12 protein-coding genes are annotated in these 14,502 nt (G+C 47.4%); 3 read left to right on the top strand and 9 right to left on the bottom strand.

The features are described 5' to 3' along the window. Positions 1 to 283: 283 nt before the first annotated feature. From H8K52_RS13110 to H8K52_RS13085, 6 genes are all read right to left on the bottom strand, one after another. Positions 284 to 1,324, bottom strand: a complete 1,041-nt coding sequence (locus tag H8K52_RS13110) for a 4Fe-4S binding protein (protein WP_186923354.1) — start codon at positions 1,322 to 1,324, stop codon at positions 284 to 286. Positions 1,325 to 1,336: 12 nt separating this feature from the next. Next, positions 1,337 to 1,735: a hypothetical protein gene (locus H8K52_RS13105; RefSeq protein WP_186923353.1), complete on the bottom strand. Its 399-nt coding sequence runs from the start codon at positions 1,733 to 1,735 to the stop codon at positions 1,337 to 1,339. Further along, on the bottom strand, positions 1,732 to 2,595 hold the full coding sequence (locus tag H8K52_RS13100; RefSeq protein ID WP_186923352.1) for a CbbQ/NirQ/NorQ/GpvN family protein: 864 nt from the start codon (positions 2,593 to 2,595) through the stop codon (positions 1,732 to 1,734). Before H8K52_RS13100 ends, H8K52_RS13105 begins: the two co-directional genes overlap by 4 nt. Before the next feature lie 78 nt (positions 2,596 to 2,673). After that, positions 2,674 to 4,062: a cbb3-type cytochrome c oxidase subunit I gene (locus H8K52_RS13095; protein ID WP_186923351.1), complete on the bottom strand. Its 1,389-nt coding sequence runs from the start codon at positions 4,060 to 4,062 to the stop codon at positions 2,674 to 2,676. A 152-nt stretch (positions 4,063 to 4,214) separates the two neighbouring features. After that, the gene (locus H8K52_RS13090; protein WP_186923350.1) at positions 4,215 to 4,640 is read right to left on the bottom strand and encodes a c-type cytochrome; all 426 of its coding nucleotides are present in this window, start codon (positions 4,638 to 4,640) and stop codon (positions 4,215 to 4,217) included. 352 nt (positions 4,641 to 4,992) lie between these two features. Continuing rightward, positions 4,993 to 5,505 carry a GIY-YIG nuclease family protein gene (locus H8K52_RS13085; protein ID WP_186923349.1) on the bottom strand — a complete coding sequence of 171 codons (513 nt, stop codon included), beginning with the start codon at positions 5,503 to 5,505 and terminating at the stop codon, positions 4,993 to 4,995. A 243-nt stretch (positions 5,506 to 5,748) separates the two neighbouring features. Here H8K52_RS13085 and H8K52_RS13080 point away from each other — a divergent pair, with 243 nt between their 5' ends. Together H8K52_RS13080 and H8K52_RS13075 are read left to right on the top strand one after the other, a co-directional pair. Next, positions 5,749 to 6,810: a 3-deoxy-7-phosphoheptulonate synthase gene (locus H8K52_RS13080; RefSeq protein ID WP_186923348.1), complete on the top strand. Its 1,062-nt coding sequence runs from the start codon at positions 5,749 to 5,751 to the stop codon at positions 6,808 to 6,810. 152 nt (positions 6,811 to 6,962) lie between these two features. Beyond that, positions 6,963 to 7,568, top strand: coding sequence for a DUF2242 domain-containing protein (locus H8K52_RS13075; protein ID WP_186923347.1), 606 nt, complete (start codon positions 6,963 to 6,965; stop codon positions 7,566 to 7,568). A gap of 146 nt (positions 7,569 to 7,714) precedes the next feature. Here the strand turns inward: H8K52_RS13075 and H8K52_RS13070 are convergent, their stop codons facing one another. Beyond that, complete coding sequence (locus tag H8K52_RS13070; RefSeq protein ID WP_186923346.1) at positions 7,715 to 9,958, bottom strand: penicillin-binding protein 1A; 2,244 nt, start codon at positions 9,956 to 9,958, stop codon at positions 7,715 to 7,717. 350 nt (positions 9,959 to 10,308) lie between these two features. Between H8K52_RS13070 and H8K52_RS13065 the strand changes: the two genes are divergently transcribed. Beyond that, positions 10,309 to 10,854: a hypothetical protein gene (locus tag H8K52_RS13065; protein WP_186923345.1), complete on the top strand. Its 546-nt coding sequence runs from the start codon at positions 10,309 to 10,311 to the stop codon at positions 10,852 to 10,854. 19 nt (positions 10,855 to 10,873) lie between these two features. Here the strand turns inward: H8K52_RS13065 and H8K52_RS13060 are convergent, their stop codons facing one another. Together H8K52_RS13060 and H8K52_RS13055 are read right to left on the bottom strand one after the other, a co-directional pair. Beyond that, complete coding sequence (locus H8K52_RS13060; protein ID WP_186923344.1) at positions 10,874 to 12,664, bottom strand: ABC transporter ATP-binding protein; 1,791 nt, start codon at positions 12,662 to 12,664, stop codon at positions 10,874 to 10,876. Beyond that, positions 12,654 to 14,405, bottom strand: coding sequence for an ABC transporter ATP-binding protein (locus H8K52_RS13055; RefSeq protein WP_186923343.1), 1,752 nt, complete (start codon positions 14,403 to 14,405; stop codon positions 12,654 to 12,656). The genes H8K52_RS13060 and H8K52_RS13055 overlap by 11 nt, the downstream gene beginning before the upstream one ends. Positions 14,406 to 14,502 lie beyond the last annotated feature (97 nt).

Genomic DNA, 14,502 nt, shown 5'->3' with positions numbered 1-14,502 from the left:
GCAGAATTAGGCTGGTCGAAAACGCCAGCGGATAGAAGGTGGTGAAACTAAGTTTCACGAGCAAATGACCAGAGACTTATTACGAATTGTGAACGTACGACACAACGAAGCAGGAGAGAAAAATGAAAAACGAAAATTAAATGCAATGAATTTGCAAGTTGGACTTGACATGCATCATAGAAGGGCGGGTGCAACCCGCGCGGTACATAGGCCGGTCTTGGGTGGACTACGGTTTGGCGGCGCGGGTTGCACCCGCCCTACAAGTTAGACGTCTTCTCTACGCTCAAGGATTTTGTATGTCTCGATTACCATTATTCTTCGCATTATTGATTGGAATCGAATTATTCTTTTCCAGCTTAATTTGAATAATCCGCGCGGTACTACCATTTAATGCCGCTTCCGATTCGGCATGGGCTTGATTTACCCATTCGAGTAAATTGCCTTGCGGATTGTCGCTCTGCGTTTGTGTGCAGGCGTCGGTACATTGACCACATTGCACACAAGCGAACATCAGACGTTTGACATTGCGCGGATTTAGACGCATAGGGCAAACGTGGTCACAGGCCGAGTAGCAGGTTGAGCAGTCTTTCGCTCTTTCCCGTTTAAATCCGATCACCATCGCTTTGTCGTTTGCCATCCAGGCCAGACTTTGGAACAAGCCTAGGGCACAGGCGTAGCGGCAAAACAAATGACGCGCAAACATAAATTCGACGAAAAAGGCAATACTGCCAGCGATCAAGAAGACGCTTTGATTGCGCGTCAACGTGCCATGCCTGAGATTGCCGTAGACCTCTGCTGGCGGTAGTAAATACGTCAGTAACACGGTCGCCCAAGTGATTGCACAAATGATGACAAGCGGAATGACACCGAACCACCAGATCGTATCAGGTTTAATCTCGCTGCCATCAGGATTACGCATTGGTAAGGTTTCTTTGTCCCATAAACTCTGTTTACCGATTGCACGTCGCAGCGTTTGATTGATGGTTTCCACGATAGAGAAATGCGGGCACAGCCAGCCGCAATAGATCCGACCCCATTTCCATGCAACATAAATCACGGCGGCCCCGACGAGAATTAAGGGCAAGATCGCATGTAGGAAAATTGCCTTGGCTGCCTGTCCTGCTGTGTCTTTTCCAGCCACAAAATCGTTTAAACCTAAAGTCCAATCCATGCCGAAAATGATGAAGTGCTTAAGATTTAAATCTAGCCGAAAGAGATCAAAGATAGGAGCGAAGACGAAGAGCAAAAAGAAACCGACCTGCGTCAAACGCCGCCATTGTTGGACCGGTAGACCCCATAAACCTTGATGTGTTTTAACTGGCATTATGAGACTCGTTTATCCGTGTTTACCAACAGCTTTGCCGATCAGCGGATAGAAATACAATTTTCCGGACAATGCCTTAGTCAGTGCAAAGACACCGAACAAGATGAAGACAGAGTGCACGCACAAGACGTATAAAATTAGAACCATCCAAGTCCCTACCTGACGTAAATCGCCAAATAATAAAATACCCGCACTGACCAAGATCAGCATAAAACCAGCACAGATACTGGCACCCAGAGCCTGAATCAAATGGCATTGCACTAGTGTCGACACATTGTGACGCTGTCGTTGATAAAGCAATAGCAGCAACACGAAGGCGGCAAACGGTAGCAGCAAGATATTCAACAAGTACAGCGTTGCAGCAATACTTGCTATTTGAATTTCTTGTGCCGTTGGTTCTAAGATTTTCATGGCGTTTTACTTGATAACTTGCCACTGTCAAAATGTAGTTTGACGACTTCCATTAAAGCAGTGATGGTATCGAGATCGTCAGTTAAGGGCTCAACCAGCGCGGCGGCGCAGGCTTCTATCACCGGACATCCAGCAGCAATTAAATTTGCGGCATAGACCAGTAAGCGAGTCGAGGCTGCTTCATCTAAATCATGTTGTTTGAGCTGACGAAAACGCTGTGCAATATCGACCAAACGTGTTGCCAACGTTAGATCGATGCCTGCTTCTTTCATCAAAATACTTTGCTCTAATTCTGCATTGGGATAATCAAACTGTATCGCCAAAAAACGCTGTCGCGTCGATGGCTTGAGATTTTTGAGTAGATTTTGATAGCCAGGGTTATACGACACCACCAGCATGAATTCTTTTGGTGCAGCCAATTCCTCGCCGGTACGTTCGATAGGCAAGATGCGTCGGTCGTCAGTGAGCGGATGCAATACCACGGTGGTATCTTTACGCGCTTCCACGATTTCATCCAAATAGCAAATGCCGCCCTGACGCACGGCACGGGTCAGCGGGCCATCTGACCATAAGGTTTCTCCATCGCCAATCAAGTGACGGCCGACTAAATCTGCTGCGGTTAGATCATCATGGCAAGCAACCGTGATTAATGGACGCGCCAGTTTCGCTGCCATATGCGCGACGAAGCGTGTTTTACCGCAACCAGTTGGTCCCTTAATTAATAGAGGTAACTGGCGTTGGTACGCAAGTTCAAATAAAGCGCATTCATTCCCAACTGGCTGATAGTAAGGAATCTCGACGGCTGCTGAAGTTTGCGCCGCAGCTGAAGACAGAAACACTTGATGGCTCAAATCATTCATGAAAACTTTCGTAAAGCGATATCAAATAACAATCCAAATCAAAAACGCCCGACGATGTGTTGTCGGGCGTTGCGCTGCTTATGAAGTTTGAGATGAATTCTCAGCGTGGTCTCCACCAACGAAGAAGCTAAAGATGTATAAGCCCAATCCAAGTAGGAAAATCACACCAGAGGCAAGTCGTAACCAGTAAAAGATCATCAACTGATCTTGCGTTGCCATGAAACTCAATGGTGATGTCGCCACACGTTGCAACCATACTTGCAAGATTCCCGCAGCGGTCAGGAACAAGGTAATGAAGACCATGGATACTGTCATCAACCAGAACGACCACATTTCGACGACTTGAGATTTATTGCTATTCGCCTGACGACCACGCATGAGCGGCATGGTGTAGCTGATCATCGTCATTACCACCATCGCATACGCACCGTAGAACGCCATGTGTCCATGGGCCGCCGTAATTTGCGTGCCGTGCGTGTAGTAATTCACTGGTGACAAAGTATGTAAGAAGCCCCATACACCAGCACCTAAGAACGCCATCACACCGGTACCTAAAGCCCACAACACGGCCGCACGATTTGGATGGTCACGACGGCGACGGTTCACCATGTTGAATGCAAACACGGTCATCATAAAAAATGGAATCGGTTCTAAAGCCGAGAATATGCTACCCCACCATTGCCAGTATTCAGGCGCACCGATCCAGAAATAGTGGTGTCCAGTACCGATAATGCCGGTGATTAAGGACATCGCGATAATGGAGTACAACCATTTTTCGATCACTTCACGATCAACCCCAGTGACTTTAATCAAAACAAATGCCAGCATCGCGCCAAGGATCAGTTCCCAAACCCCTTCCACCCACAAATGCACGACCCACCACCAGTAGAATTTATCTTTCACTAAATTGTGTGGATTAACAAAAGAGAATAGGAAGAAAATCGCTAAGCCCCACAAACCTGCCAACATCACCAGGCTGATACTGGTTTTGCGACCGCGTAAGACTGTCATCGAAATATTGAACAAGAACACCAGTGCCACAATCACGATACCAATTTTGGTTGGCAAAGGTTGCTCGAGGAATTCCCGCCCCATGGTTTCAAGCAGATCATTGCCCGTCATTTTCGCCAACGATGCATACGGCACTGCCAGATAGCCAACGACGGTTAAAGCACCTGCTACCAAAAATACCCAGAACATTAACATCGCCAATTTCGGGCTGTGTAATTCACGTTCCGATTCTTCGGGGATCAGGTAATACGCTGCGCCCATAAAACCAAACAGCAGCCAGACGATTAGCAAGTTGGTGTGCACCATCCGAGCCACATTAAATGGAATCAGAGGAAACAAGAAGTCGCCTATGATGTATTGCAAGCCCATGATCAGACCAAATAAGATCTGACCTACGAACAGGGCAATTGCCGCGATAAAGTAGGGCTTCGCGACGGCCTGTGATTTGTATTGCATGAAGTTCTCCGCTTATAAGTTGGACTTACACAAAACCGCCTCAAATTGCTGCTGCGATTCATTTGCGATTTTTACTGTCTTCGCAAAAGTGCTCCCTTGCGTCGCGTTGAGACAATTTTGCGTAAGCCCTGGTATGTTTAAGGATCGCGTTATTAACCTTCGATATTCGGCGGCCAGTTATTGGTATTAATCTCTGAGCTGTATTTCAGAAATTCGACGAGATCGTTCATTTCTTTTTCGTTTAAATTGAACTGTGGCATCTGACGACGACCCGGAGCTCCGGTTGGCTGAGCAGCCATCCACGCGCGAATAAAGTCAGGACCGCGACGCTTATACACATTGCCGAGTTCAGGCGCAAAATACGCACCTTCACCGAGGAGCGTGTGACAGCCAATACAGTTGCGGGTCTCCCATATTTTTTTACCGCGGATTGCCGATTCGGTTAGATTTGCGCTGTTATCTCGCTTGGGCAGCGCACGCATCGTGTCGAAGGTCAGTGCTAAAAATAACAGGAAGAAAAATACAGAGCCGCCATAAAAAATATTTCTGGCGGTTGACTTGGTGAACGTTGAGCTCATGTCGAGTTAACCCCTAGTGAATGTAAATCATAAAAAGCGCATACCAAGCAAAGCGAACAGTCTGCGCTATTTGATGTTGTGGATGTAGTTTCCCCACGTCACCGAGTGTAAGTGGCTAGTGACTTGCTTTCCTTGACTGCAGTCAATTTTGGAAAGATGGCAACAAAATGACTATGGATAAATGCGAGGTTTTCGAACAAGCTTTGCGGTGTATCAAAACTAGCCGAAATTTGTGAAATGGGATGGAGCTGATTGTGCAGAGAATTACGCTCGGCAAATCTGAGGATTGTTTGGTAGTGCGACTAAAACTTGACACCTTACGCGATGAGGCGACAAGTTTCAGTGATTGAGTTTAATTCATCGCCTCAGAGACCCAAGACATTGCTTTCTTAAAGATACCTTCGCGAACGGGTTCTGTTTTTACAGGCTCAACTGCAGCAGCGCTTTCCTTTTCCAAATACTCGCGCATCGCCACATCTTGTCTGAAGCGATTTTGAAACTTCAAGTCCGCATCGCTTACCGATATGCGAATTATTGCCTCAGCACGGTGCAATTCAATTTCAAAAAAATCCTGATCCTTGCGTCCACATCGAACATTGTGCAGAGCCTTCAAAACCATTTCTAAAGCGCCGCCACCATCTTGGGCACGCATTTCAAATATGCATTCAAAACTGCCGGGTATGGTATTAGTCTTGTCTCGGTTCAGCTCCAAAGCCTTGGCCCATCCAGAGCGTCGGCTTAAGCCAATTTGTAAAACACCTTCTTTCAAACCAGAATTACGCAGGATATAAATATGGCCTGGCACTCCGTGCAAAGGTTTTGGTTCCTTATATTTCCCGCGTGATTGCTCTGATGACGAAAGCATAAAGCACCTCAAAATTTTTCAAACATAGAAAGAGAGCTTAGTGTAAGAAAGATCACAGTAAAACCATGCTCGGAATAAGCTACAGAAAACCAGCTATTTCTTCCCTATGCCATCGCAACACATCAAATTTTGTTAAGTCTGTGGTGATTTCTGCATAGAAATCAGGGCTTAGTGCACAAACCATCGAGCCCGCCTGCCCTATAATAGCTACAGCCATTTACTCCTTTATTTGAAATCAAACCTATGAATAGCCAGGATTTAGAAAATATCAATGTCACCTCGTTTGCACCGATGCCCACGCCCGAGGAATTACACGCCAAACTCCCTTTATCTGAGAACGCTGCAACCGTAGTCGATGCCGGACGTGAAGCGCTAAAGAACATTTTAGATCGTAAAGATCGACGCTTTATCGTAGTAGTTGGCCCTTGTTCTATTCACGATCCGATTGCTGGACTGGACTACGCCCGTCGCCTCAAAGCCTTGCAAGACGAAGTTAAGGACAGCATGCTATTGGTAATGCGGGTGTATTTCGAAAAGCCACGCACCACGACTGGATGGAAAGGGTATATCAATGACCCCATGATGGATGACTCTTTTCAGGTTGATCTGGGAATGGAGAAAGCGCGCCAGTTTTTGTTAGACATCTGTGAACTAGGCTTGCCAACCGCGACCGAAGCGCTCGATCCAATTTCGCCACAATACCTCGGCGACTTGATCGCCTGGACTGCCATCGGTGCCCGCACCACAGAATCACAAACCCACCGCGAAATGTCGTCAGGTCTGTCTACGCCAGTCGGTTTCAAAAATGGAACTGATGGTGATATCAGTATTGCGATTAACGCGATTTTATCGGCATCCCATCCGCATTCTTTTTTAGGCTTAAATGGCCAGGGCAAAGTTGCGGTGGTTCGTACTCGTGGCAATCAGTATGGTCACGTCGTATTGCGTGGCGGTGATGGCCGTCCTAATTACGATACGGTATCGGTCGCGATGGCAGAACAGGCACTCAAGAAAGCCAAATTACCGGCCAATATTATCGTCGATTGCTCACACGCGAATAGCTATAAAAAACCCGAGCTACAACCACTCGTGATGGCCGATGTCATCAATCAAGTTGTCAATGGCAATCAAGCTTTGGTCGGCGTCATGATTGAATCGAATATCGTTGATGGCAATCAGAAAATTCCAGCCGATCTATCGCAGTTAGTGTATGGCTGTTCCGTGACTGATGCGTGCGTCGATTGGGCAACCACAGAAGAGATGATACGGGCAGCGGCTGAGCGTTTGCGTCATCGCCCAAGCTAACTCCTACGTTCAGTGTAAGTAAGCTAAACGATGTCGTTGCAAATAACGCTGATTTTCCCTGTAGATTGCCTTCTTTAGGATGTAAAATCAGCGAGCTCTACAACCATCAGCGCCATCGCCTGAATCTATCAAGCCCAAGCAGAGTATTCTCAATGTCAAACATTAATCATCTCAAATTTGCTCTCGTCTCCCTGCTATTAGTCTCGAGTCTAAGTGCTTGCACGACGACTCAAAAAGCGACCGTGCACAAAGATGAATTTGGCATGGCAGACATGTTCACCTACGCGGTACCTGGCACAGAGGAAGAAGCCTGTGAAGCTTCGAGGCGTGCTTTACTCAGTCAAGGCTATATCATCAATGAAGCGCACGAGAACAATGTCAAAGGGCGTAGAAAATTTCAGTCAGATGATGAAACACATGTCGAGATCGAATTCAATATTGTCTGTGCACCCAATAGCAAAGGCAGCAACAGCACGACTATTTTCGCAAACGCCGTTCGTGATCGCTATTCTTTAAAGAAAAATAGCTCAAGTGCTAGCTTGGGGGTCGGTGGTATAGGTTCAATCTCTTTACCTTTTGGCGCCAGCAATGATTCCATGGTGAAAGTTGCCAGCGAAACCATAGCCGAGGCAAAGTTATATGGTCGATTCTTTGATTTGGTAGAACGGTATCTAGATGATGTCAAAAAACCCGAAGACGAATCCATCAAGTCCGAGTTAACCGGCATGCCTGACAAGGCAAAAGAGGAACAGCAATAAACACCATTAGTAGAGGACTTAGCTGAATGCAGCCACGTCATGATGGCGTAATAATGCATCGTTATGATGAAGGCTCATCTGACTACTCCTCCAAGGGTGTGGATTTTGCCCGCAAACATTTGCGGGCTTTTTTTTATCCTTTGCGACTACTGCTCTGGCGGTATCGTGGCTGGCGCAGTCTCAATATCCAGCGTTTTTACCCCGGCGCCATTCTCATATTCCGCATACATCCATTTGCCATTGGCAAAAACTAAGTTCTCAGGTGTAGGACGGGTAAACTCCGGTTTGCCATTTAAGGCATGACGCATCGCATCGATCCAAATTGGCAATGCTACTGTTGCGCCAAACTCCCGTCCACCTAAGGACTTAGGATCATCAAAGCCCATCCAAGAAACAGCCACCACATTACCCGCATAACCTGCAAACCAGCCATCCACGGCGTCGCTAGTCGTACCGGTCTTGCCTGCCAAATCACGGCGTCCAAGTTTTTGAGTCGCCGCAGCCCCGGTCCCGGAACGCACGACTTCCCGCAACATACTATCCATCACAAATGCATTACGACTATCTAGCACACGCATATCTTCACTAGCTTGTTCTGCGACTTTGGCTTCGAAAAGCACGGTTCCCTTGCTGTCTACGACTTTCTGAATCAACCAAGGTTTAACTTGATATCCACCATTCGCGAAAACCGCATAAGCACCTGCCAATTGCAATGGAGTGACAGAACCAGTTCCCAAGGCCATCGTCAAATTAAGCGGATGTTTATTCTGATCAAAACCAAATCGTGGCAAAAAGTCTCGACCATACCCTGCTCCAATGGCTTTCAAAATACGCACAGACACTACGTTTTTAGATTTCGCCAGTGCATGCTGCATATCGATAGGGCCGTCGTACTGACCATCATCATTACGTGGATCCCAAGCTAAGACTTCCTCCGTAGTCTCTGACAGTGGAACATCATTGATCAAGGTTTCTGGAGAAAATCCCTTTTCTAAGGCAGCTGAGTAAACAAAAGGTTTAATTGACGAGCCTGGTTGACGCCAGCCACTGGTCACGTGATTGAATTTTTTACGATTAAAATCAAAGCCACCGACCATAGCGCGATACGCACCATTATTCGCATTTAAAGAAACATAGGCTGCCTCAACCTCTGGGGTTTGTGTGACGGACCATTTTCCTTTGCGGTCTTGCATCACCCGTATCAAGGCACCAACACGGATTTTTATGTCGCGATTGGCCTTTGACTGTAAAGCAGGAACAGCTAAGCGCAATCCCTCGCCACTAATCTCCACGGATTCACCAGTCGCCAAATCGGCTTTGATCAACTTCGGAGATGCCGCGGTCACAACCGCGGAAATCAAGCCCTCGCTGGATGGAAACTTTTGCAAAAACTCATCTATCGCTTCATCCCGTAAGGTGTCATCCGTCGGTAATTCAATAAATGCCTCGGGACCACGATAGCCGTGACGCTGATCGTAAGTCAGGACATTTCTGCGTAAGGACTCATAAGCCGCATCTTGCTCATCACTGTCTATCGTTGTAATGACTTTGATACCGAGAGTGTAAGTTTCGTCTTTGAATTGGGCATAGATTTGCTGTCGCACCATTTCCGCCACATGCGCTGCATGTGATTCAAACTGCGCGACTTTACTGACCTGCAAACGCTCTTTACTCGCTGACTCAAATTGAGCTTGATTAATGTCGCCATGCTTTAACATACTTTTCAAAACTAAGATCTGACGCTTTTTGGCACGTTCAAAGTTGACTGCCGGATTATGTCGTGCTGGATTTTGCGGAATACCCGCTAACATCGCGGTTTCTGCAATGGTTAATTCTTTGAGGGATTTATTAAAGTAAGTACGTGCCGCACTAGAAAAACCGTGAGTGCGTTGCCCAAGATAAATCTGATTCATATACAGCTCTAAAATCTGATCTTTTGACAAAGCATCTTCTATGCGCTTTGCCAGCATCATCTCACGCAATTTACGCGTCATCGATTTTTCACGGGTCAAAAAGAAATTACGTGCGACTTGCATCGTGATCGTCGAAGCCCCTTGTTGCACGCCGCCAGTTGCTGTCGCCACCACGGCACGAGCAACACCGATGTAGTCAACCCCGCTGTGTTCATAGAAGCGCGCGTCTTCAATTGACAACACCGCTTTTTTCATCTTTTCTGGAATATCTTTAATCGGAACAAAATCCCTGTGTTCCTCACCAAATTCGCCAATCAAATTATTATCGGCGGTGTAAATTCGTAAAGGAATCTTCGGCTTGTAATCGGTCACTGCTGTCAATTCCGGCAACCCCGGAGCCAAAATCAGGAAGATATACGCGAGCAGACCTAGAATAAACACCACACCGGCGGCGGCTAAAGCGAGTAACCATTTCATGGAAGGCGGCCAAGCAGCTTGGCGTAGAATGAAAACGCACAGTGTAAACGGACTATCTCATGCTGCAAGCGTTTTCTTTGTCTAGTACTGGGATTCGGTACCTTTTAGAGCAAGCTCTGCATCAATCTAATCAGCCACATGAGATAGCGCCACGTTCTACTACACTAGCCGACTGCTCTCCACAGATTGGCTGTCACACCATGCTCTTTCGCTCACAAACCAGATCAAAAACACTGCGCTTTCTGTTCGTATTGATTTTGCACTTAGCTGGTTTGTATGGCTTCATGCTTAACTCCTCAAGTCGATCAAATACTAGCTCTACAATCGAGAGATTTGATCAATCAGAAACTATGTCTATCGTCTTTATAAAGCCTCCGGTTGTTAAAATTCAGAAATCAGAAAAAGACATTAGGCTCACGAATCAGCAAACGAATCATCCGCAACTGAGCAAGAATAACCAAGTAAAACAAAAGCAGTTAGAGGCGATCTCTGTCCCACCTGCCGATGCGCAAAAACCTGTGACTGATACTGCCATTGCCAATGAGCCCGTAGAACACAGCCCAAACGCCACATTAAACCGCGATGTGAACAACATCAGTAAATTATTGGAACGTGATCTGAGATTCGAGCAACAAAAAATCGAAGCAGCAAAACCGCCGAATCAAATTGCAAGAGAATACTGGCAGAAACAAAATAACCCGTACAAAGATAAGTGGGAAGAGCTCGCCCACAAGATAGAGAAAGCAGGCACGCCACGTGGTCTGCAAATGGAAACATTTAAAGCCGCCGATGGTACGCAAATTACTAAACTTGGCGATAGATGCTTCAAAGCACCCGACCCCGGACGAACCTATTTGCATCAGGCGGAAGCAAGGCGGGTCATTTGCCCGCGTTAACTTAAGCCATCAAGCCCTTCTATTCTTCCAAAGTCTGTAGCAAATACAGTTTTTGATACAGACCGTTGTCGACCGCCATCAAATCAGCATGTTGTCCCTGCTCGGCAATCCGGCCATGATTCAAGACGATGATCTTATCGGCATCACGTATCGTTGAGAGTCGATGTGCAATCGCGACGATAGTGACCTGCCCTCTTAAGGCATTCAAGGCCAGTTGCACGACCTGTTCAGTTTCACTATCAATATGCGAGGTCGCTTCATCTAAGAACAAAATCTTTGGCTTACCTGCAAGTGCACGCGCAATCGCTATTAATTGTTTCTGCCCTGTCGATAACTTCGCTCCACCTTCACCCAAAGGTGTCAGGTAGCCATGTTCTAATTGCAGAATAAAGTCGTGAGCGCGCGCGGCTTTGGCTGCGGCAATGATGTCGGCTTCACTGATATCCCGTCCCATCGCAATATTCTCGCGAGCATTGGCTGCCAACAAAAATGGTTCTTGCGGAACCAAACCCACACTGGCACGGAAGCGTTCGTCACTCAATTCTTGCAAGTCCAGATCGTCAATCAAGATCTTTCCACTTTGTGCGGTGTAAAAACGCAATAACAAACTTAACAGCGTGGATTTGCCACTACCAGTATGACCTACGATGCCATAAAAACTGCCTGCAGGAATATCCAAATCGATCTCATGCAAGATCACTTGCTCGGGATCGTAGCCGAAACGCACCTTCGATAAGTGCAAGGCACCCTCAGTGATTTCGGCATCGTTTTGTTTGCTAACGGCAGTTGATTCTTGCAACAAAGTGTTCACCCGCGCCGCAGATACGACCGCCTGCTGGATCTGTCCGAACTGCAAAGTAATTTGTATGAGTGGATCAACCACGCGAGCGATGTAGCTGACAAATGCATACAAGATACCGATTTCTAATCCAGAGAAACTGCGCTGACCAAAGACGAAAATCACCACCACCAGCAACAAGGAATTGAGTAAATCTAGGGCGGGACGCAATAGCCAAGCATTTGCACGTAACTCATCAACCCGCGCCACATAATGTTTTTGATTGGTCGCTTCAAAACGTTCACCAAAGCCACGTTCCGCATTGCAGGCCTGGAGCGCACTCATGCCATTAATACTCTCAGCCACTTGTGCATTGATCTCGCTGCGCATCTGCCGCGCGCGGGTCACTGCTGGTGCACTCCAGCGTTGATAAAACCAAACGATCACCACTACCGCGGGCACCAACATCAAGACGATCAACATCAAACGCCAATCGAGCCATGCCATCGCAATCAAAGCGCCGAGTACCACGATAGAACTGTCTAACATCACGAACAAGACTTGCACGTAAAGATTTTTTACGGCCTCGGTATCGTTGGTCACACGACTGACTAGTTGTCCGGTGATCGCCTTATCAAAAAACGCCATCGGCAATCGCAACACATGCGCATACACCTGCTCACGCAAACGGCGTACTGAACGCATCGCCACGCCGGCCAAACGCGTCAATTGCAAATAGCGTAGCCAAGTCGCCCACCAGCCCGTCAAAACGAAGGCAAGCAGTAAACCTGCCATCATCCAGATATCATTATTCCGAGGAAGTAAATAATGATCGATGAAAGCCTTGCCTAAGATCGGCCCTAAGGCTTCGAGGCCAGAAGCCAAAAATAGAAATACGATGCCCAAGATGACATGACGCTTCTCTGGCTTCGCTGCTTGCACCAAGAGTTGCACCGCCAATTTTTTTTCTGAGGGCTTGTCGGTTTGCTGTTTGGTATCTGTCTCAGCATTTTGTTGAACTTCAGGCTGCATTTAAATCTGCCTCTAACTGTTGGTATTTCCACTGACTCGCATACCAGCCATCTAAGGCCAATAACTGCTGATGTGTACCTTGTTCTATCAGCACACCCTCGCGCAAAACCAAAATATGATCGGCTTCGGCAACCGCACTTAAACGATGACTAACGATAATCGCACTACGCTCAGGTCGTGCTAAACGCAATTCGGCAAGATGTCTGAGAATGCGGGTTTCGGTATCGGTATCGACTGCTGACAAGGCATCATCTAAAAGCAGTAAAGGACTATCAGTCAGCAAGGCTCGTGCAATCGCTACACGCTGTTTTTGTCCACCGGATAAAGTCACACCCCGCTCTCCAACCGGCGTATCGTAGCCTTCCGGAAAACGCAAAATATCCTCATGAATCGCCGCCAACTCAGCAGCATGCATAATTTGTTCGCGACTAGCTTGCGGATTCGATAAAGCGATATTGCTAGCAATCGATGCGGAAAATAAGAAAGGCTCTTGCGCCACCCAATTGATGGCATTGCGCAAGCGTTCTAAAGGGAAAGCAGCGATACTGTGTTCGCCCCAAGTCACATGACCTTGCTTGGTCTCGAACTGTCGTAGCAACAACCTGAGCACGCTCGATTTACCAGCACCGGTCGCCCCGACAATGCCTAGCGTCTGTCCGGAACCCAAACTAAAGTTCAATTGATTCAATGCCAAATTCGCTTGTCCGGGATAAGAAAAACTCACATGATCGAAACGAATTGTGCCTTCTGGTTGGTTCTGTAATTTGCCTAAATCCTGAATCACCAAATCCGCTTCCAATACAGGACGTAAGCGTCCCCAAGCTGCTTTGCCACGCTCTAACAAAGACAAGACCCAACCAGCAGCGAACATGGGCCAAATCAACTGCCCGAGATACATACTGAATGCAGTCAAATTACCAATGCTCATTTCGTTTTGCCACACCAGATAAGCACCGACACCCAAAGTTAAAGCACCTGCGGCGGTCAAGGCAACACCGACTGCCGGTTCGTAGGCGGCTTCCCATCTTTGCGCACGCAGACTAGCGTCTGCCGCGTGTTCCGCCATCTCCGCAAATTGCTCTGCATTGCGCTGTTCTAGACCGAGCACGCGCAAAGTACGCACGCCAGAAATGGTTTCTTGCACGTGATCATTCAACTTACTAAAACGTTCTAACGACTCTTTCGAAGCATCATGCACATGATGGGTAATCCGTTTGAACGCCCACGCCATGAAAGGAAATGGCAACAAGGTCGCTAAGGCCAAACGCCAATCCACGCCCAAAGTCATCATGCCGATCACCAGCACAAATGTCATAGCGCCATCAAAACCCGCTAGCGCCGCTTCGCCAGCTGCCAACTCAATCGCATCCGCATCATTCGTTCCCAACGCCATCAAATCACCGGTACGTTGTTGCTGGAAAAATGCGGGACCTTGCATACTTAAGCGTTGATACAAACGTAAACGCAACTGTGCGCCCAAGCGATACGACGCAGCGAACAATTGCAAACGCCAACCCACACGCAGAAAATAAATTGCAACGCCCATCAACAGCACCGTTGCCAATTCCCAGATCAAGGCTTCGCCTGCCAAGTTGTGCGCCACCATGGCGTCAATGATTTGACCGATCTTACGTGGAATTAACACTGTTAAGGCAGCAACCAAAAACAGCATCACGGCAGCCGCAACGTAAGAGCGCCAGTGTTGGCGAATAAATTGGGCGAGGAGTTGGTACAGGGTCATGCTGAGACTTTCAAATTTGAATCTTTTGCCGCAGAGGTGCAGAGGAAACATCTAGAGAAAATCTCTGCGTCCTCGGCGCCTCTGCGGCTCATGCTTT

This window comes from Affinundibacterium seohonense (assembly GCF_014284305.1).
Taxonomy (GTDB): Bacteria; Pseudomonadota; Gammaproteobacteria; order Burkholderiales; family Burkholderiaceae_D; genus Undibacterium; species Undibacterium seohonense.
The sequence above is the reverse complement of the archived record's forward strand: the minus strand, read 5'-3'. Positions and strand labels throughout refer to the sequence as shown.